This is a genomic window from Streptomyces sp. NPDC002566 (genome assembly GCF_042889585.1).
Classification (GTDB): Bacteria; Actinomycetota; Actinomycetes; order Streptomycetales; family Streptomycetaceae; genus Streptomyces.
Window position 1 is genome coordinate 276019 of record NZ_JBIARD010000001.1, and the last position, 26050, is coordinate 302068.

Annotated in this window: 26 protein-coding genes; 11 read left to right on the forward strand and 15 right to left on the reverse strand. The window is 73.0% G+C overall.

Annotated features, from left to right (window positions below):
* Positions 1-19 precede the first annotated feature (19 nt).
* The 8 genes from ACFYXA_RS01070 to zapE all read right to left on the reverse strand — a co-directional run bounded on the left by ACFYXA_RS01070 (position 20) and on the right by zapE (position 8503).
* Positions 20-208 carry a hypothetical protein gene (locus tag ACFYXA_RS01070; protein ID WP_352245949.1) on the reverse strand — a complete coding sequence of 63 codons (189 nt, stop codon included), beginning with the start codon at positions 206-208 and terminating at the stop codon, positions 20-22.
* A 42-nt stretch (positions 209-250) separates the two neighbouring features.
* Positions 251-1156 (reverse strand): polysaccharide deacetylase family protein, encoded by a 906-nt coding sequence (locus tag ACFYXA_RS01075; RefSeq protein WP_389027233.1) that lies wholly within the window; start codon positions 1154-1156, stop codon positions 251-253.
* Positions 1157-1249: 93 nt separating this feature from the next.
* A complete protein-coding gene (locus ACFYXA_RS01080) occupies positions 1250-2665 on the reverse strand; it encodes an alkaline phosphatase PhoX (RefSeq protein WP_389027235.1) in 1416 nt (471 codons plus the stop codon).
* Between the two features lie 94 nt (positions 2666-2759).
* A complete protein-coding gene (locus tag ACFYXA_RS01085) occupies positions 2760-3593 on the reverse strand; it encodes a slipin family protein (protein WP_389027237.1) in 834 nt (277 codons plus the stop codon).
* A 1039-nt stretch (positions 3594-4632) separates the two neighbouring features.
* Entirely contained in the window at positions 4633-6111 is a 1479-nt protein-coding gene (locus ACFYXA_RS01090; protein ID WP_352245980.1) for a SulP family inorganic anion transporter, read from the reverse strand.
* 14 nt (positions 6112-6125) lie between these two features.
* Positions 6126-6704 (reverse strand): carbonic anhydrase, encoded by a 579-nt coding sequence (locus ACFYXA_RS01095; RefSeq protein ID WP_352245953.1) that lies wholly within the window; start codon positions 6702-6704, stop codon positions 6126-6128.
* A 78-nt stretch (positions 6705-6782) separates the two neighbouring features.
* Positions 6783-7175, reverse strand: a complete 393-nt coding sequence (locus tag ACFYXA_RS01100; RefSeq protein WP_352245954.1) for a hypothetical protein — start codon at positions 7173-7175, stop codon at positions 6783-6785.
* Between the two features lie 209 nt (positions 7176-7384).
* Positions 7385-8503 (reverse strand): cell division protein ZapE, encoded by a 1119-nt coding sequence (zapE, locus tag ACFYXA_RS01105; RefSeq protein WP_352245955.1) that lies wholly within the window; start codon positions 8501-8503, stop codon positions 7385-7387.
* Between the two features lie 70 nt (positions 8504-8573).
* Between zapE and ACFYXA_RS01110 the strand changes: the two genes are divergently transcribed.
* The 4 genes from ACFYXA_RS01110 to msrB all read left to right on the forward strand — a co-directional run bounded on the left by ACFYXA_RS01110 (position 8574) and on the right by msrB (position 11962).
* The gene (locus ACFYXA_RS01110) at positions 8574-9356 is read left to right on the forward strand and encodes a pyrimidine reductase family protein (RefSeq protein WP_389027241.1); all 783 of its coding nucleotides are present in this window, start codon (positions 8574-8576) and stop codon (positions 9354-9356) included.
* Positions 9357-9543: 187 nt separating this feature from the next.
* Positions 9544-10017 carry an indole-3-glycerol phosphate synthase gene (locus tag ACFYXA_RS01115; protein WP_352245957.1) on the forward strand — a complete coding sequence of 158 codons (474 nt, stop codon included), beginning with the start codon at positions 9544-9546 and terminating at the stop codon, positions 10015-10017.
* 121 nt (positions 10018-10138) lie between these two features.
* Positions 10139-11530, forward strand: coding sequence for a UDP-N-acetylmuramate--L-alanine ligase (gene murC, locus ACFYXA_RS01120; RefSeq protein ID WP_389027243.1), 1392 nt, complete (start codon positions 10139-10141; stop codon positions 11528-11530).
* Between the two features lie 24 nt (positions 11531-11554).
* The gene (msrB, locus tag ACFYXA_RS01125; protein WP_130438052.1) at positions 11555-11962 is read left to right on the forward strand and encodes a peptide-methionine (R)-S-oxide reductase MsrB; all 408 of its coding nucleotides are present in this window, start codon (positions 11555-11557) and stop codon (positions 11960-11962) included.
* 48 nt (positions 11963-12010) lie between these two features.
* On the opposite strand, the gene ACFYXA_RS01130 is transcribed toward msrB, so the two are convergent.
* The 3 genes from ACFYXA_RS01130 to ACFYXA_RS01140 form a co-directional block, all read right to left on the reverse strand.
* Positions 12011-13048 (reverse strand): YbhN family protein, encoded by a 1038-nt coding sequence (locus ACFYXA_RS01130; protein ID WP_389027246.1) that lies wholly within the window; start codon positions 13046-13048, stop codon positions 12011-12013.
* 91 nt (positions 13049-13139) lie between these two features.
* Entirely contained in the window at positions 13140-14597 is a 1458-nt protein-coding gene (locus tag ACFYXA_RS01135; protein ID WP_389027248.1) for a sensor histidine kinase, read from the reverse strand.
* Complete coding sequence (locus ACFYXA_RS01140) at positions 14594-15283, reverse strand: response regulator transcription factor (RefSeq protein ID WP_130438049.1); 690 nt, start codon at positions 15281-15283, stop codon at positions 14594-14596. Before ACFYXA_RS01140 ends, ACFYXA_RS01135 begins: the two co-directional genes overlap by 4 nt.
* Positions 15284-15450: 167 nt before the next feature.
* Here ACFYXA_RS01140 and ACFYXA_RS01145 point away from each other — a divergent pair, with 167 nt between their 5' ends.
* The 5 genes from ACFYXA_RS01145 (at position 15451) to ACFYXA_RS01165 (ending at position 19838) form a co-directional block, all read left to right on the forward strand.
* Complete coding sequence (locus ACFYXA_RS01145; protein ID WP_352245961.1) at positions 15451-16788, forward strand: ferredoxin reductase family protein; 1338 nt, start codon at positions 15451-15453, stop codon at positions 16786-16788.
* A 10-nt stretch (positions 16789-16798) separates the two neighbouring features.
* Positions 16799-17230, forward strand: a complete 432-nt coding sequence (locus ACFYXA_RS01150; RefSeq protein WP_389027251.1) for an FMN-binding protein — start codon at positions 16799-16801, stop codon at positions 17228-17230.
* Between the two features lie 117 nt (positions 17231-17347).
* Entirely contained in the window at positions 17348-18493 is a 1146-nt protein-coding gene (locus ACFYXA_RS01155) for an ABC transporter ATP-binding protein (protein WP_389027253.1), read from the forward strand.
* Positions 18490-19164: an ABC transporter permease subunit gene (locus ACFYXA_RS01160; protein ID WP_351092217.1), complete on the forward strand. Its 675-nt coding sequence runs from the start codon at positions 18490-18492 to the stop codon at positions 19162-19164. Before ACFYXA_RS01155 ends, ACFYXA_RS01160 begins: the two co-directional genes overlap by 4 nt.
* Positions 19161-19838: an ABC transporter permease gene (locus ACFYXA_RS01165; protein WP_352245965.1), complete on the forward strand. Its 678-nt coding sequence runs from the start codon at positions 19161-19163 to the stop codon at positions 19836-19838. Before ACFYXA_RS01160 ends, ACFYXA_RS01165 begins: the two co-directional genes overlap by 4 nt.
* A gap of 46 nt (positions 19839-19884) precedes the next feature.
* On the opposite strand, the gene ACFYXA_RS01170 is transcribed toward ACFYXA_RS01165, so the two are convergent.
* Genes ACFYXA_RS01170 through ACFYXA_RS01185 form a run of 4 tightly spaced genes read right to left on the reverse strand, consistent with a single transcriptional unit; the run spans position 19885 to position 24308 of the window.
* Positions 19885-20484 (reverse strand): ATP/GTP-binding protein, encoded by a 600-nt coding sequence (locus ACFYXA_RS01170; protein ID WP_352245966.1) that lies wholly within the window; start codon positions 20482-20484, stop codon positions 19885-19887.
* Positions 20471-20911 carry a DUF742 domain-containing protein gene (locus tag ACFYXA_RS01175; RefSeq protein WP_352245967.1) on the reverse strand — a complete coding sequence of 147 codons (441 nt, stop codon included), beginning with the start codon at positions 20909-20911 and terminating at the stop codon, positions 20471-20473. Before ACFYXA_RS01175 ends, ACFYXA_RS01170 begins: the two co-directional genes overlap by 14 nt.
* A 50-nt stretch (positions 20912-20961) precedes the next feature.
* Positions 20962-21438 (reverse strand): roadblock/LC7 domain-containing protein, encoded by a 477-nt coding sequence (locus ACFYXA_RS01180; RefSeq protein ID WP_352245968.1) that lies wholly within the window; start codon positions 21436-21438, stop codon positions 20962-20964.
* Entirely contained in the window at positions 21435-24308 is a 2874-nt protein-coding gene (locus ACFYXA_RS01185; RefSeq protein WP_389027257.1) for an ATP-binding protein, read from the reverse strand. Before ACFYXA_RS01185 ends, ACFYXA_RS01180 begins: the two co-directional genes overlap by 4 nt.
* 262 nt (positions 24309-24570) lie before the next feature.
* Between ACFYXA_RS01185 and ACFYXA_RS01190 the strand changes: the two genes are divergently transcribed.
* Together ACFYXA_RS01190 and ACFYXA_RS01195 are read left to right on the forward strand one after the other, a co-directional pair.
* Positions 24571-25527, forward strand: a complete 957-nt coding sequence (locus ACFYXA_RS01190; RefSeq protein ID WP_352247319.1) for an ABC transporter substrate-binding protein — start codon at positions 24571-24573, stop codon at positions 25525-25527.
* Between the two features lie 97 nt (positions 25528-25624).
* Positions 25625-26044, forward strand: coding sequence for an ankyrin repeat domain-containing protein (locus ACFYXA_RS01195; protein ID WP_352247318.1), 420 nt, complete (start codon positions 25625-25627; stop codon positions 26042-26044).
* Positions 26045-26050 lie beyond the last annotated feature (6 nt).

Genomic DNA, 26050 nt, shown 5'->3' on the forward strand with positions numbered 1-26050 from the left:
CCGACGCGGCTGTGCCCGTTCAGCCCGAGCAGGCCGTGCGCTGGGCCTCCTGCCATTCGCAGACGGGGCACAGAGTGATGCCCTTGTACGACTCCGGGTACTCCGTCGGCTCCTGGCAGAGCACGCAGGCCGCGTACGGCGGCCCGTCGGCCCGGGGCGGCCGGGCGTCGTCGATCAGGCAGTAGTCGTTGCCGCTCTCGTCGCTCATGCCTCCAAGGGTACGAACGCGCCGCACGCGCGCGGGTGTGTCTCAGCGCCGCTCGCCGGCCGCCCGGATCAGCTCGGAGACCTTGACGAAGCGGTAGCCCCGGCGGCGCAGTTCGGGGACGATCGCGCGGACCGCGCGCTCGGTCGTGGGGGCTGCGCTGCGGGTGCAGTGCATGACGACCACCGACCCGGGTCTCACCCCGTCCAGCACCTGCCGGGCCACGGCGTCCGCGTCCGTCGCGAACGCGTCGCCGCTCACCACGTCCCACTGCACGGCGGTGACGCCCGCGCCGCTCACCTCGCGCAGCGCCCGCCGGTCGTGACAGCCGCCGGGGAAGCGGAAGTAGGGCATCGCGTTCGGCACCCCGGCCGCGCGAAAGGCCGCGTACGCCCGCTCCACGTCTGCCCGCATCCGCTCCTTCGGCACCGTGGGCAGGCCGTAGCAGTCGTCGGTGAAGGCGTAGTGGCTGTAGGAGTGGTTGGCGACCTCGAACAGCGGGTCGCGTCCCACGGAACGGGCCTGGTCCGGGTACTCCTCGGCCCACCGGCCCGTCATGAACACGGTGGACGGCACCCTCAGCTCGCGCAGCGCGGCGATCAGTTGCGGGTGGTCGAAACGCTCCCCGGCCGCTGCCCGCGGTCCCTGATCGGCGGTCATGTCGGCGTCGAAGGTGAGGGCGACGGTCTTGCCGCCGGTGCGGGGGCCGTGCTCGAAGACGGGGGTCAGGCCGGCCGGCCCCGGGGCCAGCGTGGGCGCGGGGGAGGGGCTCGTGGGGGACGGCGGCGCCGTGGCGGGGGGTGCGCCGGACGGCGGTGCCGTGGGGGAGCCGGACGGGCTGGGGCGGTCGGGGGCCGGGCGGCCGGCCGGGGGCGCCGGGGCCTGGCCGCAGGCGGCCAGAGCGGCGCCCAGGGCACAGACCACGGCGAGACGACGTACAGGAGTGATCACCCGATGAAAGTACGAGAAACGAGCGATCACTCGTGTGTAAATATGCTCGCGTCTTCGGTCCCGTCACCCGCCCGGATCACCGGGCCGGCGGAGCTACCGCCGCCAGGGGCCCGTCACCGCGAACGTCGTCCCCGGGGTGTAGCAGTTGACGTACATCGTGCGGCCGTCGGGGGAGAAGGTGACGCCGGCGAACTCGCCCCACTCGGGCTCCTGAGTGCCGATGTTTTGGCGTCCGCGGGCCATCGCGTACACCTCGCCGCCGCGGGTCACCCCGTAGACGTGCTGGGCGCCGTTGCCGTCCTCGCAGACCATCAGGCCGCCGCTGGGCGCGAGACAGATGTTGTCGGGTGACTCGCCGGGCAGCTGCACGTCCGTGTCGGGCCCGAAGACGATCACCAGGGTCAGCCGGCGGCGCTCCGGGTCGTAGCGCCAGATCTGGCCGAAGTGGTCGGCCGCCGAGCCGTCCGCGCCGCGCGCGAACGAGGACACGAAGTACACGCACCGGCCGCCCCAGTAGCAGCCCTCCAGCTTCTGCGCGTGCGTGATGCCCCCCGGCCCGAAGTCCTGGAGCCGGACTGGCGTGCCGACGGCCAGCGGGTCCGGTACGTCGACCCACTCGACGCCGCCGAAGGACGCACCGGTCTCCTTCACCGCCGACAGGTCGGGTACGCCGGGCACCCGCATCGCCTGGAGCCGGCCGCCCGCGCGCAGCGAGCCGACGCCGCCGAGCGGTTTCCTCGGCAGGAACCGGTAGAACAGGCCGAAGGGTTTCTGGAACGCGTCCTCCGTCTCGTAGACGATGCCGCGCACCGGGTCGACGGCGATCGCCTCGTGCTGGAAGCGGCCCATCGCGGTCAGCGGGACGGCGCCGGTGCGGTGCGGGTCCGCCGGGTCCACCTCGAAGATGAAGCCGTGATCCTTCGTGTAGCCGTTCACGCCGGCCTTGTCCTCGGTCTCCTCGCACGTCAGCCAGGTGCGCCAAGGGGTGGGCCCGCCCGCGCAGTTGACGGCCGTGCCGGCGATCGCGACCCGCTCCGAGAGCACCCTGTCGCCGGGGCCGAGGGTCAGGGCCGTGCAGCCGCCCTTGCCGGCGGGGTCGTAGGTCAGGCCCTCGACGGTGGGGACGCCGATCTTCGCGGTGGGGCGGTTCTCGTGGTTGCGGACGAGGTGGACGCGGCCGCCGCGGGCGGGGAGGGCCGTCATGCCGTCGTGGTTGGAGGGCACCGGGCCCTCGCCGGAGCGCAGCGGATCGCCCTCGCGGGAGAGGACCCGGTAGCGGAAGCCCTTCGGCAGGTCGAGCAGGCCGTCGGGGTCGGGGACGAGGGGGCCGTAGCCGCTGTGGCCGAGGTCCTCGGCGGCGGCGGTGGCCGGGAACAGCTCGGAGAGGGCCCCGGAGAAGACGATGCCGGCGCCCAACGCTCCGGTGCGGGCGAGGAGTTGGCGGCGGGTGGTGGGCGAGGCCTCCGGCGCGGGGGCGGTGGGGGGCGTGGGGCGAGGGGTTTGCGGCACGGGCAGTCACCTTCCTGCTGGCGGACAGGAACACACTGACCCGCCCGTGTCTATCACTCGCCGCGCGCCCCGGGAACCACGCGCGTAGCACGTGTCACGGCGTGGCGCGTTCAGGATGCGGCGGGCTGTTCTGCGGGCTCTTCGACGGAGGGAGCGTCGCCGGCGCCGGCTGCTGGGCCTTCTCCAGGAACCGCAGCAGTTCCACCGGGAAGGGCAGCACCAGCGTCGAGTTCTTCTCGGCGGCCACGGCCACCACCGTCTGGAGCAGCCGCAGTTGGAGCGCGGAGGGCGTGTCCTCCATCTGCTGTGCCGCCTCGGCGAGCTTCTTCGACGCCTGGAGTTCGGCGTCCGCGTTGATGATCCGGGCCCGCCGCTCCCGGTCGGCCTCGGCCTGCCGGGCCATCGACCGCTTCATCGTGTCCGGGAGGGAGACGTCCTTGATCTCGACCCGGTCGATCTGCACGCCCCAGCCCACCGCCGGGCTGTCGATCATCAGCTCCAGGCCCTGGTTGAGCTTCTCCCGGTCGGACAGAAGGTCGTCCAGCTCGCTCTTGCCGATGATCGACCGCAGGGAGGTCTGGGCCATCTGCGAGACGGCGAAGCGGTAGTCCTCGACGTTGACGATCGCCGCCTCGGGGTCCACGACCTTGAAGTACACGACGGCGTCCACCCGCACGGTCACGTTGTCCCGGGTGATGCCCTCCTGGGCGGGCACGGGCATCGTCACGATCTGCAGGTTGACCTTGCGCAGTTTGTCGACGGCGGGGATCACCAGAGTGAAGCCGGGCTTGCGGATGTCGCCGAGGACCCGGCCCAGCCGGAAGACCACCCCGCGCTCGTACTGCTTGACCACCCGCGCACCCGCGATGAGATACGCCACCCCGGCGATCCCGACCGCCGCGCCCGCCGCCAGCAGATCCTCCAGCATGACGACCTCCTCACCCCACCCCCGCCCCAAAGCCTGCTATGCAACGATATGCCCCGAGGTGTCCCCCGAGCCATGCACCCCCGACGGGTGCGGCTCCGGCAGGCCGGGCGAGCTGTCGGGTGGGCAGGCGGAGGTGGCCAGGCCGACTCGGGACCCAGTGGTCCGGCGGGGCAGGCATGGGGAGGGGCTGGCCGGCAGGTCGGTCGGGCGGTCCGACGAGGGCGGCTGTACCGAAGGGACCGCCGTTCGGAAGGTAGCCGGAGGGCAGGAGAACCGCCGGGAGGTGGGGCCGGCACACCGGCGGGCTGAGCCTGGCGGAGCCGCCCGGCCGGAACAGGTGGGCGGCCGTGTCCGTGGGGACGGACACGGGGGACCGGAGCGTCGGCCGCACCAACGAGACCGGCAGCACCCCGCAGCACTCCCAAACGGGCCGCGCTGCCACAACGACCGCCCCCGGCCGAACCGCCGTGGTCCCGCCGGCCGAACGAGCACGAACGAGCCGGGCCTGCCCCAGCCAAACCGGCCCGACCAGCTGGAATGGCTGAACTGGCCGAACCGGCCGAGGCCGCCTGCCAGGTCTGCGCCGCCGGGCCACCCGGGCCACCCGGGCCAGTCGGGCCAGCCGGGCCAGTCGGGCCACGGGCCAGCCGTCTCAGCCGGGCCAGCGGAATCGGTGGAACCCGCTGAACGGGTTGGGGCTGCCGGCCCTGCCGGCCGAATCGGCGTCCGCCGGGCCAGCCGTCGGGGGACCAGTCGAACCAGCGGGACCAGCCGGTCCCGGCGGACCGGCGTAACGGCCGAACCAGTCGAACCCAGCTCGGCCAGTCCAACCAGCCGGGCCAGCGACCAGCCGAGCCAGTCGGTTCAGCTGGCCAGCCGGGCCAGTGGGCCAGACGGGGCTGACGGTTCAGTCGCGTCGGCCGGGTCAGCGGGCCAGACCCGGGGTCTGCCGGGCCTGCCGGGCCTGCCGGGCCTGCCGGACCGGCTGAACCGGCCAACTGGGCCAGCCCCCGTACCCGTTGGGCCGCCCGGCAGGGCGTCACGCTGCTGTGGCCGGCTCCGGGTGGGGTTCTCGTACCTTCACCGGTTCCGGGCCTACCGCGCTGTGGCGTTCTGCCCAGGTTTCCAGTGCGGTTCGGCAGGCGTGGTCGAGGTGGTGGAGGCCGGTGAGGTCCAGTTCGACGGGGCGGTCCTGGGGGAGGGCCTCCAGGTCGTCGAGGATCTTGGGCAGCCGCAGGAAGGTCGCGTTGCCCGACAGGTACACGCGGACCGGGCCCGCGCCCTTGTCGATCACCTGGACCCTGATGTGCGAGGCCTCCCAGGCCGTCTTGACGACGGCGAGCGCGAGGCCGATCAGGACGCCCTCGAACATGCTGACCGCGACGATCGACACGGCCGTGACGACGAGGATCAGCGCCTCACCCCGGTGCTCCCGCCACAGCGTGGCGATCGCGCGCAGCGGCACCAGCTTGGCGCCGGCGTGCACGAGGACGCCCGCGAGGGCCGGCAGCGGGATGTAGGCCAGCACGCTCGGCAGCAGCGCCGCGAACAGCAGCAGCCAGACGCCGTGCATCACCCGGGAGGCCTTGGTGCGGGCGCCCGCCGCGACGTTGGCCGAGCTGCGCACGATCACCGCGGTCATCGGCAGCGCGCCGAGCACACCGCACACCGCATTGCCGGCGCCCTGCGCCATCAGCTCCTTGTCGTACTCGGTGCGCGGCCCGTCGTGCAGCCGGTCCACCGCCGCCGCACTGAACAGCGACTCCGCGGACGCGATCAGCGTGAAGGCGATGACGGTGCCGAGCAGACCGACGCTCGCGAGCTCGCCGAACTCGCCCAGCGGCGGCGGCTGGATCGAGCCGAGCAGCCCCTGCACCTCGACGGTGGCCACCGGCAAAGAGAACACCAGCACGGCCAGCGTCGCGAGACCGACCGCGGCCAGCGGCCCGGGCACCGTGCGCACCTTGGCCGGCATCCGCTTCCACAGCACCAGCACGGCGATGGTGCCGGCGCCGAGCCCCAGCGAGGCCAGCGCGCCGGTGTCGCCGAGGGACGTGACGAGGGCCTCCGGCAGCCCCGCGATCTTCGCGAGCCCGGACTCCGGCGCCTTGGCGCCGGCCATCGAGTAGAGCTGCCCGGCGATCAGCACCAGGCCGATCCCGGCCAGCATGCCCTCGACGACGGAGACAGAGATGGCCCGGAAGTACCGCCCGAGCCTCAGCGCGCCCATGGCGATCTGCAGCATCCCGGAGACGAGCACGATCACACCGAGCGCGGGCAGCCCGAACTCCTGCACCGCCTCGAAGACCAGCACGGTCAGACCGGCCGCCGGACCGGACACCTGAAGGCTGCTGCCCCGCATCAGACCGGTGACGATGCCGCCGACGATGCCGGTGACGAGCCCGAGCTCGGCCGGCACGCCGGAGGCCACGGCCACGCCCACGCACAGCGGGAGCGCGACCAGGAAGACCACGAGGGAGGCGGCGAAGTCCGCCTTCAGATGGGGGAACCTGGCTATGTTCACGGGGCCCCTCACAGCGCGCGGAAGGTGTCGGTGGCGGTGTCGTGGGTCAGCACCGCACCGGTGTGGACCTCGTAGTACCAGGCGTGCACGGTGAGTTCACCGGCCGACAGCTTCTTGTCGATGAACGGGTACGAGCGCAGCCGCAGCACCTGGGCCAGGACGTGGTTCTGCACGCCCTCGGCCACGCACGGGTCCTCGGCCGCGCCGGAGGGGCGGGGCTCGGCCCGCGCGAGCCACTCCCGCACGGCCGGCACGGCGGTCAGGTCGTCGCCGCGGACCAGGGCGCCGACGGCGCCGCAGTGGGAGTGCCCGCAGACCACGATGTCGCTGACGCCGAGGACCTCCACGGCGTACTCGATGGTGGCCGCCTCGCTGGTGGGGTGCTCGGAGGCGTACGGCGGGACGATGTTGCCCGCGGTGCGCAGCTCGAAGAGCTCGCCGGGCCGGGCGCCCGTGATCAGGGCCGGGACGACCCTGGAGTCGGAGCAGGTGATGAACAGGACCTGCGGTGACTGGCCTTGGGCCAGCGGGGCGAACTCCTCAGGGCGCTGTCCGTGCGTGCGGGCGTTGTCGATGAGGGGCTGCATGGCGTGTTGACTCCTCCTGGCGCGCCGAACGGCGCGTCGGGCTTGCGTGACAGAGGTGGGGGGAACTGCTCTGTGCGGTCAGCAGCGGAAGACCTGGAGTGCGGCCGGGGAGTGTGCTGCCGACGGTCTCGACAGGGTGAGCGCGGCGCGGGCGGAGGGTGGGGGTGGGTCCGTCCGGTCCTGGGCCGGCAGGGGCCGTTCGATTCCCTGTGGGGGGAGGTCGGCGGCGCGGTGCCGGTCGCGGGCGCGCAGGGGACCGGTCGGGTCCCCGGAGGGGTCGCAGGGGCGGGGCGATGTGCTCGTGTCGCGGAGCGCCTTGCCGGAGAGCTTGGTTCCGGACTGGGTCTTGGCCTCGACATGGCGGGCCGTGTGCGCGGTTGCGAAGCACTCGGCGGGCGTGAGGAGCGGGAGGGCGAGCAGGGCGGCGGCGAGGAGCGCCAGCAGGGCTTTGACGGTCGTACCTCGGAACACACGCCCCCCTCCCGGCCGTTCACGCCTCTAGTCCGGACCAACGGTTGGTCAACGGATGGTCAAGAAACACATTAGCCCTGCAAAGTCGTTTGCAGGGTTAACTTAACGTTTCGAGCTGAAGACAGGCTGAAGCGTGCGGGGTGGACGGCTGGAAAAGCCTCTTGATCCGCTTCGGTCTCTCGGGGTAGTGGGCCTGTCGGCCGGGTGTGTCAGCCGCCTTCGACGAGGCGGCCCGCGTCACGGGCGAGCGCGGTGAGCCGCGAGATCGCCCGGAAGTACTTCTTGCGGTAACCGCCGTTCAGCATCTCCTCGCTGAACAGCCGGTCGAAGGGCAGCCCGGAGGCCAGCACCGGCACCTCGCGGTCGTAGAGCCGGTCGGCGAGGACGACCAGACGCAGCGCCGTCGACTGGTCGGGAACCGGCCGCACGTCGGTGAGGCAGACCGCCTCCAGGCCGTCGGTCAGCGCGCCGTAGCGGCTGGGGTGGACCTTGGCGAGGTGCTCCAGCAGCCGGGGGAAGTCGTCGAGCGAGGCGCCCTCGACGTCGTACGCGGCCTTCTTCACCTGCTCGTCGGAGTACGGCGCCGGCGCCTCGGGCAGACCGCGGTGGCGGTAGTCCTCGCCGTCGATGCGCAGGGCGCGGAAGTGGGCCGACAGGCCCTGGATCTCGCGCAGGAAGTCGGCCGCCGCGAAGCGGCCCTCGCCGAGCTTGCCCGGCAGGGTGTTGGAGGTGGCGGCGAGCGCGACGCCCGCGTCGACCAGCTTGCCCAGCAGGGTGGAGACGAGGACGGTGTCGCCGGGGTCGTCCAGCTCGAACTCGTCGATGCACAGCAGCCGGTGGCCGGAGAGCGTGCGCACGGTCTGCTGGAAGCCGAGCGCGCCGACCAGGTTGGTCAGCTCCACGAACGTGCCGAACGCCTTGAGTTCGGGCTCGGCCTCGGTGGCGTGCCACAGCGAGGCCAGCAGGTGCGTCTTGCCGACGCCGTAGCCGCCGTCGAGGTAGACGCCGCGCGGGCCGGCCGCGGCCCTCGGCGCCTTCGCCCTGCCGAACCCGAAGAACCCCCGCTTGGCGGAACCGGCGGCCGCCCGCGCGCCGAGCCCCGCCGCGAAGCCCTCCAGCACGCCGACCGCCTCGGTCTGGCTGGGCTGGTTCGGGTCCGGGATGTACGTGCTGAAGCGGACCGAGTCGAACCGCGGCGGCGGAACCATCTCGGCGACCAGCCGGTCCGCAGGGACCCGCGGCTCACGAGCGCACAGGGACACCGGCGCGGCGTCGGCTATCGGCCCGTGAGGGGAGGTCTGGGCGGAGGCGGGAGTGGAGGACGACACGGTTCCCCATCGTACTGCCGCGGCGAACGCCGCCCGCCGGGGCGGTACGGGGCGTGCCAGACTGCCTGGCATGCGACGGCTGTTCCCTGTGACCGACCAGACAGCGACCGAGCCCCGGGAGTGGGGGCTCGACGACATCGCCGAGGCCTACGCCTACCCCCGGCCCGGGCCGGGCGGGCCCGCGCCCTGGCTGCGGGCCAACATGGTGTCCACGCTCGACGGCGCCGCCCAGCACGACGGGCGCTCCCAGCCCATCTCCAACGCCACCGACATGCGGATCTTCGGCACCCTGCGGGCCCTCGCCGACGTGGTGCTCGTCGGCGCGGAGACGGTACGCCAGGAGGGGTACCGCCCGGCACGCGCGCGTGCGGAGTTCGCGCGGCGGAGGGAGGCCGCCGGGCAGGGGCCCGCCCCGGCCATCGCCATCGTCTCCGCGAGCCTGGACCTCGACTTCTCCCTCCCGCTGTTCACCTCGCCGCTGGTCCCCACCCTCGTCCTGACGGGCGCGGCGGCCGCCCCCGACCGGGTCGCGGCCGCCGAGAAGGCCGGCGCCCGGGTGGTCGTCGCCGGCGACGGCACGGGCGTCGAGCCGGACCGGGTCGTGCCGGCCCTCGCCGGCCTCGGGCACACCCGGCTGCTGACCGAGGGCGGCCCCCGGCTGCTGGGGCAGCTCGTCGCCGCCGGCGTGCTGGACGAACTGTGCGTGACCCTCTCGCCGCTGCTCACGGCGGGCGACGCGCAGCGGATCGCGGGCGGCCCCGCCATCGCCGTGCCGCAGCGGTACGCGCTGGCCTCCCTCCTGGAGGAGGACGGCTTCCTGTACGGCAGCTACCGCCGGGAGCGGGGCGACTGACGTGCAGGCGCCGGCTGGACGCACCCGGGTGTGGCGGGCCGGATCCGGGGCAGGCGGGCACGGCGCGCGGGTGGACCACGCCGCGCGCTTCCCGTGCGCGCACGGGGAAGGATGGTTTCGGCAGGGCCGGGCACGGCTCACGGAGGACTGAGGGCCACGGGGGTCCTCATAGGAGAATGGGGCGCTGGTGTTCACAAGCGTGTTGATGATCGAGAAGGCCCTGACGTCCGCCGACGTGGAGTTCGTCACCACCTTGCACGGCGACGAGCAGGTCGCCTTCCACGTGCTGCTCCAGCCGCGCGGCGACCAGGCGGACCGGCTGCTGCGGGCCATCGACGACGTGGCGCTCGGCGAGATCGACGAGGCCGCGCGCGAGGGGGAGACGCCGGAGGGCGACGAGGCGAAGGGGTTCGGCGAGCGCGCCCTGGAGGTGTCCCTTCAGGCGCTGCACGCCGCCGGGAGCGGGGCGTCGGGGCGGCTTGTGGAGGACCATCCGCTGGACGCGCTGAAGTCCCTCGTCGACGAGGTGAACGCGGACGAGGTGATCGTCCTGACCGATCCGCACTACGTGGAGGAGTTCTTCCACCGCGACTGGGCCTCCCGCGCCCGCCACAAGGTCGGCGTGCCCGTGCTCAAACTGTTCTCACACAGCAAGACGTGACCCGGCACGCGGGCGCGCTCCGGGCACCTACCGGGACGCGTCGGTTCTGTACGCAATAGTCTGGGGGCGCGCTCCCGCCCGGGGGCGCGTTCAGTGTCGTACGGAACTTGGGAGAACACGCATGGCACCTGGCCTTCCTACCGCCATGGACCGACCGCACTTCATCGGCATCGGCGGCGCCGGGATGTCGGGCATCGCCAAGATCCTCGCTCGGCGCGGGGCCCGGGTGGCGGGCAGCGACGCCAAGGAGACCGCGACCGCCGAGGCGCTGCGCGCGCTCGGCGTCACCGTGCACATCGGGCACGCGGCCGGGCACCTGGCCGACGACGCGACCTGTGTCGTGGTGTCGTCGGCGATCCGCGCGGACAACCCGGAGCTCACCCGCGCGGGGGAGCTGGGCATTCCGGTCGTCCACCGTTCGGACGCTCTCGCCCGGCTGATGGACGGTCTGCGCCCGATCGCGGTCGCCGGCACCCACGGGAAGACCACCACCACGTCCATGCTGGCGGTCGCGCTGACCGAGCTGGCCCTGCACCCCTCGTACGCGATCGGCGGCGACCTGGACGTCCCCGGCTCCAACGCGGAGCACGGCGAGGGCGAGATCTTCGTCGCCGAGGCGGACGAGTCCGACCGCAGCTTCCACACCTACGCGCCCGAGGTCGCCATCGTCCTCAACGTGGAGCTGGACCACCACGCCAACTACGCCTCGATGGACGAGATCTACGAGTCCTTCGAGACCTTCGTCCGCAAGATCGTCCCCGGCGGCACCCTGGTGATCTCCGCCGACCACGAGGGCGCGCGCGAGCTGACGCGGAGGATCGAGGGCGGCCTGCGCGTGGTGACGTACGGCGAGTCCGCCGACGCCGACGTGCGGATCCTGTCCGTGACGGCCCAGGGGCTGAAGAGCAGCGTGACCGTCGCCCTGGACGGCCAGGAGATCACCTTCACGGTCTCCGTGCCCGGCCGCCACTACGCGCACAACGCGGTCGCCGCGCTCGCCGCCGGCGTCGCCCTCGGCGTCCCGGCCACCGCGCTGGCGACGGCGCTCGGCGCGTACACCGGCGTCAAGCGCCGCCTCCAGCTCAAGGGCGAGGCCGCGGGCGTCCAGGTCATCGACTCCTACGCGCACCACCCCACCGAGATGACCGCCGACCTGGAGGCGATGCGCGGGGCCGCCGGCGACGGCCGCATCGTCGTCGTCTACCAGCCCCACCTGTTCTCGCGCACGCAGGAGCTGGGCAAGGAGATGGGCGAGGCGCTGGCCCTGGCCGACACCTCCCTCGTCCTCGACATCTACCCGGCCCGTGAGGACCCGATCCCCGGTGTGACCAGCGAGCTGATCATCGCCGCGGGCCGTGCGGCGGGCGCGGACGTCACCCTGGTCCACGACAAGGACGAGGCCCCGGCCCTCGTCGCGGGAATGGCCAAGCCCGGTGATCTCGTTCTCACCATGGGCGCGGGAGACGTGACCGACCTGGGCCCGAGGATCCTGGACCGTCTCGCACAGCGGTAGAGAGAAGCAGAGGGGTTGGCCATCATGTCGTACGACGTCGAAAAGCCCGACGAGCAGTGGCGGGCGGAGCTCACCCCGGCCGAGTACGCCGTGCTGCGCCAGGCGGGCACCGAGCCCGCCTTCACCGGTGAGTACACCGACACCAAGACGCGGGGCGTGTACTCCTGCCGGGCCTGTGGCGCCGAACTGTTCACCTCCGACACCAAGTTCGAGTCCCACTGCGGCTGGCCGTCGTTCTTCGACCCGAAGGACAGCGATGCCGTCGAGCTGATCGAGGACCGCTCGCACGGCATGGTGCGCACCGAGGTGCGCTGCGCGCGCTGCGGCTCGCACCTCGGCCATGTCTTCGAGGGCGAGGGCTACCCCACCCCGACCGACCAGCGGTACTGCATCAACAGCGTGTCGCTGCGGCTGACGCCGGCCGAGAGCTGACGCCGGCACGGGAGCATGGGTGAGCGTCCGGTCCGAGGGGCCGGGCGCTCACAGCGCCTCGCGCTGCACCAGGGCCGAGAGCGCCAGCATGCCCGGCGGCATGGGCAGCCAGACCGTCAGCACGCGGTAGCCGATCACGGTGGCGGTGGCCAGGGAGAGCGGGGCGCCGTAGCCGGCCAGGGTGAGGACCAGGGCCGCGTCGACGGGCCCGATGCCGCCCGGGGCCGGGACCGCGCCGGCGGCGGTGCTCGCGGCGAGGAACGCGAACAGCAGCTGCGGCCAGGTCAGCGGCACGTCCAGTGCCGTGCCGACCGAGGCGAGGACGCAGGCCTGGAGCAGCGGGGCCGCCGTCGCTCCGCCCCACAGGGGGAGGAAGCGGGCCGGGCGGGAGTGCAGCCGGCGGGCGTCGGTGAGCGCCGTGCGGACGAAGTCCACGGCGGGCCGGCGCAGGGGCCGTACGAGAACCAGGAGAGCCGCGCCCGCGGCGAGGATCAGGACCGCCCCCGCGGCGGCCGTCAGCAGCGTCCGCCCTTCGGGAAGAAGCTCGACCGGGGGCGCCGAGGTCGGCGCGGCCAGCAGCAGCGCCAGGAGCACCAGCATCTTCGCCACCGCCCTGACCAGGGAGTACAGGGCGATGGACGCGGTGGCGCGGGGGAGGGGGACGCCCCGGCGCTGGAGGAAGCGGACCGTGACCGCGTGGGCGCCGATGCCCGCGGGCAGCAGGTTGTTCGCGGCGCCCGCGGCGATCTGGGAGACCAGCAGCAGTCCCTTGGGCAACCGGTCGGCGATCGCCCCCTGGCGGGCGCAGGCGGCGGCGATCCAGCCCGCGCCGGTGAACAGGCACCCGGCCAGCAGCCACGAGGGGTCGGCGGCGGCGAGACGGGCGGCGCCCTCGCTCAGGGAGTGCCGGTCGAGCGCGGCCCACCCGGCGAGCATCAGCAGCGGCAGCAGGGCGAGGACCCGGCGTACGACGGACGAGCCGGAGGCGCGGGCCGGAGAGGGGCGGGCGGACGTGACGGTCGGCGGGGGGCGGTCGTCCGCGCGGGGGAGCGGGGCAGCGGGACCGTCGAGCGGCAGCGGGGGCACGGCGCACGGCGTCCTTTCGCGTCATGTCCGCGGGCGGGGGCTGGGAGAGTTCTGCCCGCGCCCCGCACAGCTCAAAGGTGCCCCGACGGCGTCATCCGGACGACGTCGTCGGCAGGGCGAGGGCGAAGACCGTCGGGCCCGCCGCGCCGGCCAGGGTGAGGGAGCCGCCGTGGGCGTCGGCCAGCGAACGGGCCACCGACAGACCGAGTCCGCTGCCGCCCCGGTCGCGGCTGCGGGCCTTGTCGACGCGGTAGAAGCGGTCGAAGACCCGCTCCCGGTCGCCGGGCGGGACACCGGGCCCCTCGTCGCAGATCCGCACCAGCGCGGCGTCCCCCGTCACCGACACCGCGACGGACACCGGGGTGCCCGGCGGGGTGTGCACGGCCGCGTTGGTGAGGAGGTTGTCCAGCACCTGGCGGACCCGGTGCGCGTCCAGCCGCAGCCGTACCGAATCCGGCCCGGGGAGCACGGTCAGCGGATGGCCGGGATGGCTCGCACGGAACGCGTCGGCGGCCTGCTCGACCAGCGCGACCAGGTCGGCGTCCGCCATCCGCAGCGGGGTCTCCACCTCCGCCGCGTCCAGCCGGGCGAGCAGCAGCAGGTCGTCGAGGAGGACGCCCATCCGCGCGGCCTCGGCGCGCAGCCGGGCCAGATGCCGGTCGCGCTCCTCGGGGGCGTTGGCCGCCGCGTACTGGAAGAGGTCCGCGTAGCCCCGCACCGACATCAGCGGGGTGCGCAGCTCGTGCGAGGCGTCCGCGACGAAGCTGCGCAGCCGCTGCTCGGCCCGGGCGCGGACCGCGAGGGAGTCGTCGATGTGCTCCAGCATCGTGTTGAACGCGGTGCGCAGCTCCTCCACCTCCGGGCCGCCGCCCGGCGCGTGGGCGCGCAGGTGCAGCCGGGCCGCCGACTCCGTCAGATCGTGCGAGGCGATGCCGTGCGCGGTGTGCGCCATGTCGCTCAGCGGCTTCAGCCCGCGCCGCAGCATCGCCCGGCCGCACACCACGAGCGCCAGCAGCGCGAGGCCGAAGGTGACGACCTGGACGGTGACCAGCCGCCGTACGGTGCCTTCGATGGCGTCCATCGGCGCGCCGCTGACCAGCACCACGCCGGGCCCCGCCGAACAGGCCCGCAGCCGGTACACGCCCTCGCCCCTGAGGTGCTCGGTGCGCAGGACCTCCTCGCCCGTGGACGTCTGCGCCCTCGCCAGGGCGGTGAAGTCGGCGACGCCGGCCGGGTCGCCGGGCAGGTCGCCGGCGTCCTCGGGCCTGCGCAGCACCGGCGTGCCGTCGGCCGACACGTCGTACACCGCGTAGTACCAGCGGTAGTACTTCTTGCCGGTCAGCGAGCCGGAGTCGGCGATGCTCCTGGACTGCGCGACCTGGGCGAGCTTCAGCTGCTCGTTGAGCTGCGCCGACAGATAGTCGCGCATGTAGGTCGTCAGGGCCGTGCCGACGATGGCGAACACCACCAGCGCCAGCGCGCCCAGGCCCAGCGCCAGCCGGGTGCCGAGCCGGAGCCTGCGGTACGCCTGCCGGACCCTGCGGATCACCGGGCCGCCTGCCGGACCACGTACCCGAAGCCGCGCACGGTGTGGATCAGCGGCGCGCCCGTCGCGTCGAGCTTGCGCCGCAGCCGGCTCACCACCAGCTCCACGACGTTGGAGCGCCCGCCGAAGCCGTACTCCCACACATGGTCCAGGATCTGCGCCTTGGTCAGCACGGTGGGCGACTTGCGCATCAGGTAGCGCAGCACCTCGTACTCCGTCGGCGTCAGCGTCAGCAGCCGCTCGCCGCGCCGCACCTCACGGGTGTCCTCGTCCATCGTCAGATCGCTCACCCGCAGCACCGACCGCTGGAAGGCGGGTCCCGCGCTGCGCCGCAGCACGGTGCGCAGCCGGGCCATCAGCTCCTCCACCGCGAACGGCTTGACCAGGTAGTCGTCCCCGCCGCGGGTCAGCCCCGCGACCCGGTCGGCGACGCCGTCGCGGGCGGTCAGGAACACCACCGGCACCATGGTCCCGGACCGCCGCAGACGGTCCAGGACGCCGAAGCCGTCGACGTCCGGCAGCATCAGGTCGAGCACCACGATGTCGGGGCGGAACTCGGCGGCGCGGCGCAGCGCCTCCTCGCCCGTGTTCGCGGTGACCGCTTCCCAGCCCTCGTAACGGGCGACCGTCGCCACGAGATCGGCGATCGGAGGGTCGTCGTCCACCACGAGGAGTCGCACTTTGTCCACGGGGTCATACTGCGTCACCGACCCGGCGGGACCGGAGCCCGGTTCCGCACCCGTGCGCAGATCGATACACACTTGAAAGTTGTACGACAGGAGATCGACAGCTCCGGCGGCCAGGCTCGGTGTCCTGAGGACCCCGAAGGGCCCCTGAGACCGAGGAGTTCCCGTCCGTGACGACCGTCCAGTCGCCTCCCGCGCGCACCGCGACGATACGGCCCCGGGCCGTGGCCCGCACCGGTCTGTACGCCGTGCTGGCCGCCAACGCGGCCGTCGTGACCCTCTTCGCCCTCCAGGCGGGCTTCGCCTCCAACGCCCTCGTCGTGGTGGGCCGCTTCGCCGGTCTGTACGCCGCGCTGCTGATGGCGTTCCAGTTGCTGCTGGTCGCCCGGCTGCCCTGGCTGGACCGCCGCATCGGCATGGACCGGCTGACGAACTGGCACCGCTGGACGGGCTTCGGCCTGCTGTGGACGCTCGTCGGGCACGTCGTGTTCATCGCCTTCGGCTACGCCGAGTCGTCCTCCCTGGACCCGGTCAGCCAGGTGGTCGACCTGGCCGAGACCGTCGAGGGCGTCTTCCGCGCGGTCGTGGCGACGGGCCTCCTGCTGGTCGTCGGCGGGGCCTCCGCCCGCTGGGCCCGCCGCCGACTCGCCTACGAGACCTGGCACTTCGTCCACCTGTACGCCTACGTCGCCGTGGTGCTCGCCTTCACCCACCAGGTCGCCGCCGGCACCACCTTCACCGCCTCGTCCGCCGCGACGGCGTACTGGTACGGCGTGTGGGGCGTCGCCCTCGGCTCGGTGTTCGCCGGCCGGATCGTCCTGCCGCTGTGGCGCAACCTGCGTCACCGGCTGCGCGTCGAGGCGGTCGTCCCCGAGTCGGACGACGTCGTCTCCGTCTACGTCACCGGACGTGACCTGGACCGGCTGCCGGCCCGCGCGGGGCAGTTCTTCCTGTGGCGGTTCCTCACCAGGGACCGCTGGTGGCAGGCCAACCCGTTCTCGCTGTCGGCGGCGCCCGACGGGCGCACCCTGCGCCTGACCGTCAAGGCCGCCGGCGACGGCTCCGCCGGGCTGCGGCACCTCCAGCCCGGTACCCGCGTCTTCGCCGAGGGCCCCTACGGCGCCTTCACCGCGATGCACCGCACCCGGCCGGAGGCCGTCCTCATCGCCGGCGGCGTCGGGGTCACGCCCATCCGGGCGCTGCTGGAGGAACTGCACGGCCACGCCGTCGTGATCTACCGCGTGGGCGCCGACCGGGACGCCGTCCTCCACGACGAGCTGTGCGACCTCGCCCACGCCAAGGGCGCCGAGCTGCACCTCGTGACCGGCCCGCCCGTCCCCGACAGGCTGGCCCCGGGCGAGCTGATCCGGCTGGTGCCGGACATCGCCGAGCGGGACGTGTTCCTGTGCGGACCGCCGCCGATGATGAACGCGGTGCTGGGCAGCCTGCGCGCGCTGGACGTGCCCCGCACGCAGGTCCACTTCGAGCGTTTCAGCCTGGCGGGATGAGAGGAAGACCGTGAAGCGAGCACTGCCTGTCCTGGTCCTGAGCATCGCCGGGCTCATCCCGGTGTGGCGTTACGAGCCGTCCTCGGGGGCGTCGTCGTCCAGCGCGGTCGCGGTGCCGGCGCAGACGACCTCGCCGGGCGGTTCTGCCGCCGGGTCCTCGTCCGGCTCGGCGTCCGGCTCGTCCGTCGTCGTCAAGGGCACGGTCGTGAGCACCGACAAGGGGGACGTGCAGGTCGAGGTGACCTACGAGGGCGACCGGATCACGGCCGTCAGGATGCTGAAGCAGCCGGACCACCCGCAGACGACGGCGGCGGTGCCGAAGCTGGTCGCGGGGACGCTTCAGGCGCAGAGCGCGGACATCGACACGGTGTCAGGGGCGACGGTGACCAGCGAGGGCTACAAGAAGTCCCTCCAGGCCGCCATCGACGCGAGGACCTCCTGACGGCCGCAGCCCCGCACCCTGCCGAAAAACGACAGGTCTAGACTCTCTCCGCAACGGCCCGACCTCAAAAGGTCGAGAGCGGGCGGAGACTGTCAGACCCGAAGGGCATTCGGCGTTTTGATACGGATAGATTCAGTCACGAAGCGATACCCGGACGGCACCGTGGCGGTCGACCGGCTCTCCCTCGACATACCGGACCGCTCCATCACCGTCCTCGTCGGCCCCTCCGGATGCGGCAAGACGACGACCCTGCGCATGATCAACCGGATGGTCGAGCCCACCGAGGGCGCCATCCTCCTCGACGGCGAGGACATCCAGCGGCAACCCGTCGAAACCCTGCGCCGGTCCATGGGATACGTCATCCAGAACGCCGGTCTCTTCCAGCACCGCACGATCGTCGACAACATCGCCACCGTGCCCCGCCTGCTCGGCTGGAGCAAGGACAAGTCCCGCTCGCGGGCACGGGAGTTGATGGAACGGGTCGGTCTCGACGCCTCGCTCGCCAAGCGGTACCCCTACCAGCTCTCCGGCGGCCAGCAGCAACGCGTGGGCGTCGCACGGGCGCTCGCCGCCGATCCGCCGGTCCTGCTGATGGACGAGCCGTTCTCCGCCGTCGACCCCGTCGTACGCAAGGGACTCCAGGACGAACTCCTGCGCTTGCAGGAGGAGTTGGGCAAGACGATCGTCTTCGTCACGCACGACATCGACGAGGCGGTGAAGATCGGCACCATGGTGGCGGTGCTGCGCACCGGCGGCCGGCTCGCCCAGTTCGCGCCGCCCGCCGAGCTGTTGAGCCATCCGGCCGACGAGTTCGTCGAGGACTTCCTCGGCGCCGACCGCGGCGTGCGGCGCCTGTCCTTCTTCACCTGCGCCGGACTCGACCTGCTCACCGCGCCGATCGTCGCCGTCGACGCGAGCGCCGAGCAGATCGCCGCCCGCGCCGGCGCCGGAGCCCCCTACCTCCTCGTCACCGACTTCGAGGGCAAGCCGCTGGGCTGGGGCGAGCCGGGCGAGTTGACCGCCGGGCGGATCGACCCCGCCCGGCTGCTCTCCTGCGGCAGGCCGTTCACCGCCGGCACGGACTCGCTGCGGGCCGCGCTGGACTGCGCCGTGCTCTCGCCCACCGGCTGGGCCGTCGCCGTCGACGAGGAGGGCAGGGCGGCCGGCGTCGTCTCCCAGCAGAGCATCGGCGAGGCGATCCGGGGCGCCCACGCCGAAGGCCGCGAGGAGGCGGGCAAGACCGCGGTGAAGGCCGTCCGGTGAACGGGTTCTTCGACATCCCGAGCGACCTCCAGCACAGTTGGGCCGGTCTCATCGGGCTGCATCTGCGCGAGGCCCTGCTGCCGGTCCTGGCCGGCCTGCTGCTCGCCCTGCCGCTCGCCCAACTCTGCGTGCGCCTGCGCTGGTTGTACCCGCCGGTACTGTGGGTGACGACCGTGCTGTACGCGATCCCCTCGCTGGCCTTCTTCGTCGTCCTCATCGACTACACCGGCCAGACCGAGCTCACCGTGATGATCCCGCTGACCGTCTACACGCTGGTCGTCCTCGTCCCCGCGATCGTCGACGGGGTGCGCTCGGTGCCGCAGGAGACGCTCGCCGCCGCCACCGCCATGGGCTTCGGGCCCGTACGCCGCTACCTCCAGGTGCAGTTGCCGATCGCCGTGCCCGCGATCATCGCCGGGCTGCGGGTGGCGACCGTGTCGAGCATCAGCCTCGTCAGCGTCGGCGCCCTCATCGGCAACCAGGGCGCCCTCGGCAACCTGCTGCACGACGCCACCATCTACAACCGGCCGGAACTCGCCTGGAACGCCGTGCTCACCATGGCCGTCCTCGCGATCCTCGCCGACGGCCTGCTGGTGCTCCTGCGCGTCCTGCTCACGCCGTGGATGCCGAGTGGCGCCCGTACGCCCCGGAAGGCGGTCGCGACCCGGTGAACGTCCTCAACTTCGTCCAGGCCTTCTTCAGCGACGGCGCCCACTGGCAGGGCTACGACGGCATCCCCGCCCGCCTGGGGGAGCACGCCGGTTACACCCTCGAAGCGCTCGCCCTCGCCGCCGCCGTCGGACTGCCGGTCGGTCTGCTCACCGGGCACTACGGCCGCGGCGGCAACGCGCTGTCCATGGTCGCCACCGCGGGGCGGGCGCTGCCCACCTTCGGCCTGCTGGTGCTGATGACCCTGCTGCTCGGCTTCGGCATGCTGCCGGTGATGATCCCGCTGGTCGTCCTCGCCGTCCCGCCCATCCTGGTCACGACCTACGAGGCCGTGCGCTCCGTCGACCCCTCCCCGGTCGACGCCGCCCGGGGCATGGGCATGCGGGAGAGCGGAATCCTCTTCCGGGTGGAGCTGCCGGTCGCGCTCCCGCTGATCCTCGGCGGTCTGCGCTCCGCCGCCATCCAGATCGTCTCCACCGCCACCATCGCCGCGTACGTCAGCCTCGGCGGCCTCGGGCGCTACATCGTCGACGGTCTCTACCAGCGCGACTACGAGAAGGTGGTGGGCGGCGCCACGTTGACCGCCGTCATGGCCCTGGCGACCCTCGCCGTGTTCTGGGCGGTGGCCCGGGTCGCGGTGTCGCCGGGAGTGCGCCGGGGCGACCCGAAGCACTGACGCCCGCGACGGGAAGCGCGCCACCGCCCCGCGAGGGCAGGCGCCCTCACCCCTCGGTCCGCGCCAGCGCCTGTTCCAGCACCACCAGCAGCGCGTCGCGGACCGAGCCGCGCTCACGGGCGTCGAAGACCAGCACCGGCACGCCCTCGGACACGTCGAGCGCCCAGCGGACCTCCTCCAGCGTGTGCGCGACCTGGCCGTCGAAGGCGTTCACGGCCACCGCGAACGGGATCCGCCGGTGCTCGAAGTAGTCGACGGCGGCGTAGCAGTCGTCCAGGCGGCGCGTGTCGACGATGACGAGCCCGCCGACCGCGCCCTCCACGATGTCGTCCCACATGAACCCGAACCGCTCCTGCCCGGGCGTGCCGAACAGGTACAGCTTCAGGGTGGGGTCGATGGTGATGCAGCCGAAGTCCATGGCGACGGTGGTCGTCGTCTTGCGTGGGGTGTGGCTGAGGTCGTCCACGCCCGCGGCGACCTCGGTGATGGCCGCCTCGGTGGTCAGCGGCTCGATCTCGGAGATCGCACCGACGGCGGTGGTCTTGCCCACGCCGAAGCCGCCCGCGATCACCAGCTTCACCGGCAGCGGGGGCCGTACGGCGGCCTGGTCGGCGGTGTGCCGTACGAGTGGTTCAGTCGGAGTCACGGAGTACCCCCCGGGAGTCGGGGATGGCACGGAGGCCATCGATGAGCCTGCGCAGGACGGACGCGTCGTGGGCGACGCCGGCGTCCGGCACGTGCACCGACAGCTGCCCCGCCGCGCGCAGGTCCTCGGCGAGGACCCGCACCACGTTCAGGTGCAGCCGCAGCCGGGCCGCGATCTCCGCGATCGACTGCGGCACCCGGCAGGCGGCGACGATGTCGTGCTGTTCGAAGCACAGCCGGTCGAGGGCGCCGAGCCCGTCGGCGGTGGCCACCAACTGGGTCTCGACGGGCATCGTCCGCCCGGACGACGCCTCGCCCGCGCCCGCGACCCGCCCGGCGGTGACCAGGAAGGGCCGGACGGCGGACGCGGGACCGACCGGTGCGGCGCCGTCCTCGCCGGCGTCGGGCGCGGTGCGGCCGTCCGCCATCGCTGCTTCGCTTCCTCTCTGGACCGGCGGGCCGGTCGCCGACGGCCGCCTCAGCGCGACCTGACGGCGCCGACGCTGTTCTTCAGCTCCAGGACGAGCTGCGGACTCAATGCGGTGCCCGCGCGGTTGGCGAACACCGTCATCTCGTAGGCGATGTTGCCCAGCTTGGCCTCCTTGTCGGTGACCACGCCGAGGACGGCGCCGCTGCCGATCGCGGAGACCAGGACGTGGCCGCCTTCGAGGTCGATGATGACCTTGTTCAGCCCGCCCAGGCCGTAGTTGCCCGAGGCGCCCGCGGCCAGGCTGGTGATGCCCGAGACGATCGCGGCCAGCCGCTCGGAGTCGGCGTGCTCGCGCAGCTCCGACACGGCGATCAGCAGGCCGTCGGAGGACACCGCGATGGCGTCCACCACCCCGGCGGTCTCGGTGGCGAATCGGTTGAGCAGCCAGGTGAAGTCGGCTGCGGCGGCCCGCAGGTCGGTCGGCGTGGCGTCTCCCGGGGGAGTCTCACCTGTCGACGTGCTCACTGCTCGGCTCCTTCCGGAAGGTGGTTCTGGCGGTGCGCGGGGTTCCGGTGGTCGGTGTCCTGCGTGTCTTCGGTGTCGGGGGTGGCGGCGGGGCGGGGGTGCTCGCCGGTGTCGCGGTGGGCGCGCTCCACGGCCGCCTCGAACTCCTCCAGCGCGCTGCGGACCGCGTCCGCGTCCGCGGGGCGTGCGGGGCCGCGCGCGGCCTGCTGGGCGGCGTCGGCGGTCGTGCGCAGCGTGGCGCCGCGGACCCTGCGGCGCAGCGGGCGGGGGCCGTCGGGGGTGGGTTCCGCCGGGGAGGATCCGGCGGGGCGGGACGCGTCCGCCGGGCGGTCGGCCCGGGCGGGACGGCCGGAGGTGCTGCCCTCCGTACGGGGGTGGGGGACCGGGGCGGGATGGCGGGCCTCGGTGGAGCCGCTGGTGGCGGCCGGGGCGGTGTGGTGGGCCTGGGGTGGGGCCGCTCGGGGAGCCTCGGTGCGGGGGGCCGGGGCGGCCTGGTGGGTCGCGGTGCCGGTGTGGGCGGGGGCGGGCGCGCCTTCGTGGGCTTCGGCGGGGGCCGGGGCCTGTTCCTCGCCGTGCGCTCCGGTGCCGTCGGGGAGATCCGGGTCGGACGTCCTCGCGTGGGCCGGGGGCTGCTCGTCCTCCGCGGCCGCGGGCTCCGGATGCGGGGGCCGCGTCTCGTCGGCCGACGCCGGGTCGCGCCGGGGGACGCGGCGGGGGAGCGGGGCCGGCTCACCGTCGTCGGCGGCCCAGGCCGGGACGGAGAGGGCACGGGAGGGGCCGGACGAGGGCGCCGAGGGCGTGGGAAGCGAACCGCGCGCCTCCGCGTCCGGGTTCGGCCCTGCGTCCGGGTCTGCCCCCGTGAGCGCTCGCGCGGTCCTGGCATCGCTCGTGCCGGCCGGCTTCAGCAGCAGGGCGGACGGGATCACCGCTTCCGCCGTCACACCCCCGCCGGGTGTGCGCGAGAGGGTGACGGCGATGTCCCAGCGGCGCGCCAGCGCGCCCACCACGAACAGGCCGAGCACCTTCGTCGGCACCACGTCGAGGCGCTCGCGGCGCACCAGACGGGCGTTCTCCTCGGCCAGGCGTTCCGCGCTCATGCCCAGACCGTGGTCGGCGACGGTGATCGTCGCACCGCCGTCGACGGAGTCGACGGCCACCTCGACGGGGCTGCCCTCCGGCGAGAACGACACGGCGTTCTCCAGGAGTTCGGCGACCATCAGCGTCAGGTCGCCGATGACGTCGGGCTCCACCATGACCTCGGTCCCGGCGTGCAGCCGTACCCGCTGGAAGCCCTCGATCTGGCCGAGCGCCGCACGCACCACGTTGGTCAGCGCGCTGGGGCCGGAGTCCAGGACGGCCTCGCGGATGCCGGCCAGCAGCATCAGACTGTCGGCGTTGCGGCGCAACCGGACGGCGATGTGGTCGATGGAGTAGAGCCGTTCGAGCAGCGCGGGGTCGGTCTCGCCACGCTCCACCGCGTCGATCAGGACGAGTTGACGTGTCGTCAGGTTGCTGACGCGGCGGCCCACGTTGCCGAACATCTCCGCCACGTTGCGCCGGCTGAGCACCTGGCGCTCCAGCAGCGCGGCCGCCGTCGTCTGAACGTTGTTGAAGGCCTCGGCGAGTTCGCCGATCTCGTCGTCCGCGGTGACCGGCAGCTCGCGCAGACGGGGCGGCCCGCTCTCCTCGGCGTCGTCGTCCGCCACCCGCGCGAGCTCGCGCCCGGCGACGTCGGCGACCTCCTGAGCGGCCCCCGTCAGGGCCAGCACCGGGCGGATCACGCTACGGCGCACCAGGACCGCGAGGGCGATCCACAGGGCGAAGCCGAGCAGCGCCAGGCTGAGCAGCAGACCGGCACGCCACTGGGCGCCGGTCGACGCGTCGTCGGCCCGGTCGGCGATCTGGCCGATGAGCGAGCCGGTGATCTCGACCCGCGTCGAGGCCTGCTGGTTGTAGAGGTGGTAGGAGTCGAGCGCCTCCCGGAACGCCGTGCGCAGCTCGTCGTGGGAGCCGGCCTGCAAGGCGCTGGGGTCGACGGCCAGTTCGGCGTAGTGCCGGCCGATCGCGGCCATCGAGGAGTTGTGTTCGATGCCGCCGAGCTGGTCGGTCTGCGCCTGGGTGGCGAACCGGGCGAACCGCCCGGACTGGTAGGCGTACGACTCGGCGGAACCCACCGCGTTCATGAACTCGATGAGGGCGTTGCTGTCGCCGGTACGGGCGGAGAAGACACCGGTCTCGAAGGCGCCGTGCGCGGCGTCGGCGCGCAGCAGCGAGTCGAGCAGGTTGCCGGTGAAGGTCGTCGCGAGGTCGGCGCTGCGGTCCAGGCCGAGTCCGTCGATGAGGCCGTCGGCGGCGCCCGTGTACGCGGGGTCGATGTTGTCGGCGGGGAGGAAGCCCTGCTCGATGGTGTCGCGCAGGCCGGCCAGGCCCTCGATCTCCCTGAGCGCCTGCGCCTCGCCGGCCGGCAGCCGCCCGCCGAACGCGTCGCGCACCTTCTGCACCTGTGAGTCCACGGCGAGTTGGGCGATCCGGTAGGCGCTGGTGGAGGGGGTGCCGCCGTCGAAGGACGCCTCGTGCCGCACCGAGAGCAGGATGGCCTGCTGGTGCTCCGCCTGTACGTCGGTGACGAGTTGGGCAACCTCGGCGCTGTCGCGGACCAGCCGGGCCGCCGACTCGGCGCGGTCGGACTCCTCGACCAGGTTGACGATGAGGTACGTCAGCAGCAGCGCGATCACCGTCATCGGTACGCCGACGAGGACGTTGAGCTTGCGCTGGAAAGGCCACCTGTCGGCGAAGCCCCGCAGGCCCCGGCGGACCGGTGAGGCCGCCCCGGACGACCGGGCGGGCGCGTCCACCGGTTTCGTGGACACCAGGCCTCCTTCAGGGTCTCGCAGGCACACGCCGTCGCGACCGACGTCAACTGCCGTGACACTATCGCGCCTTTGTGCGGTCGGGTTGTCGCCCTAAGTCAAGAATCCATTACGAAGCGCCCCTTTCGCGGACACGATCGGTCACGAATCGAAGCCGATCGGTAACCCGGAGGCACTTGACTGATGGAGAAGCGGATGGATTGGATCAGTTGCAGCGTGCTTCAGTTCCCTCTCACCGACCCCCGAGCCCGGAACGGCAACCGTGACTTCCAACGCCCACAGCAGCAGGTCCCTCCGGCACCACCCCGGCGCGGCAGCCGTCGCCCTCGTCGCGACGACGGTCCTGCTGGCGGGATGTTCCTCCTCCGACGACACCACCGACCCGCTCGCCGAGGGGAAGGCGGACGGCAGCACCGTCGTCGTCGGCTCCAACAACTTCGCCGAGAGCATCCTGCTCGCGGACATCTACGGCGAGGCCCTCAAGGCCAAGGGCATCAAGGTGTCCTACAAACCCAACATCGGCAGCCGCGAGACCACGTACGGCCTGCTCAAGAACGGTTCCATCACCGTTCTGCCCGAGTACAACGGCTCCCTGCTCGCCTACTTCGACTCGAAGGCCGAGCAGAAGTCGACGGAGGCGGTCAACGCCGCCGTGAAGGCCAAGCTCGACCCCAAGCTGACGCTGCTGGAGTCCTCCGCGGCCGAGGACAAGGACTCCGTCGCGCTCAACCAGGAGACCGCGAAGAAGCACAACCTCACCGCGGAGTCCACCCTCGACGACATCAAGGACATCGCCCCGCAGCTGGTCCTCGGCGGCTCGCCCGAGTTCCAGACCCGGCAGCAGGGCATGGTCGGCCTCGAAGCGGTGTACGGCCTGAAGTTCAAGTCCTTCAAGGCGCTCGACGCCGGCGGCCCGCTGACCCAGGCCGCGCTGAAGAAGGACACCGTGCAGGCCGCGGACATCTTCACCAGCGACCCGACCATCAACAGGGACAAGTTCGTCGTCCTCAAGGACCCGAAGAACCTCTTCGGCTTCGCCAACGTGACCCCGCTGGTCTACAAGAGCGGGCTCTCGAAGGAGGGCGTCGACGCGCTCAACGCGGTCTCGGCCAAGCTCGACACCAAGACGCTGCTCGAACTGGACGATCAGGTGCAGCTCCAGCGCAAGGACCCGCTGGACGTCGCCAAGGCGTGGCTGAAGTCGGCAGGCCTGTCCTGAGGTCCGCGGCGGCCGGGGCGGGCCGAGTCGTGACCTGCTCCCGGTCCGCCGGAAAACGGGAGGCGACCGCACGCGGCCCCCGCTACCCTAGGCGGCCGTGAACAGAAGACGGCGGAAGAAGCTGACGGCACGCCTGGTCGGCGCGGCCGGTTCCGGCGACCGGCAGGGCGTGGCCGCGCTGTTGCGCGCCGGCGCCGATCCGGCGGTGGCCGACACCGACGGCCGTACCCCCCTCTACGCGGCCTCCGTGCACGGGGCGGCGGAGACCGCCCGGCTCCTTCTCGCCGCCGGAGCCCCGCCCGACGTGGAGAGCGGCGGCCTCGGCTCCGAGGGAACACCCCTGTGCGCGGCCGCCTGCTGGGGGCACACCGACACCGTCCGCGTCCTCCTGGCCCACGGCGCCGACCCCGCCCGCCGCGAGGACCACGGCACCGGCCGCACCCCGCTGGAATGGGCGGCCACGGGGCCGTACCCGGAGACGATCGCCGTACTGCGCGCGGCGGGAGCCACGGTCTGACGGAGC

Excerpts from the sequence above, each read along its gene's own strand:
- ACFYXA_RS01070 (WP_352245949.1), bottom strand. The coding sequence starts at position 208 with ATGAGCGACGAGAGCGGCAACGACTACTGCCTGATCGACGACGCCCGG.
- ACFYXA_RS01085 (WP_389027237.1), bottom strand. The coding sequence starts at position 3,593 with ATGCTGGAGGATCTGCTGGCGGCGGGCGCGGCGGTCGGGATCGCCGGG.
- ACFYXA_RS01095 (WP_352245953.1), bottom strand. The coding sequence starts at position 6,704 with ATGCAGCCCCTCATCGACAACGCCCGCACGCACGGACAGCGCCCTGAG.
- ACFYXA_RS01110 (WP_389027241.1), top strand. The coding sequence starts at position 8,574 with ATGCGACGGCTGTTCCCTGTGACCGACCAGACAGCGACCGAGCCCCGG.
- murC (WP_389027243.1), top strand. The coding sequence starts at position 10,139 with ATGGCACCTGGCCTTCCTACCGCCATGGACCGACCGCACTTCATCGGC.
- msrB (WP_130438052.1), top strand. The coding sequence starts at position 11,555 with ATGTCGTACGACGTCGAAAAGCCCGACGAGCAGTGGCGGGCGGAGCTC.
- ACFYXA_RS01175 (WP_352245967.1), bottom strand. The coding sequence starts at position 20,911 with ATGGCGGACGGCCGCACCGCGCCCGACGCCGGCGAGGACGGCGCCGCA.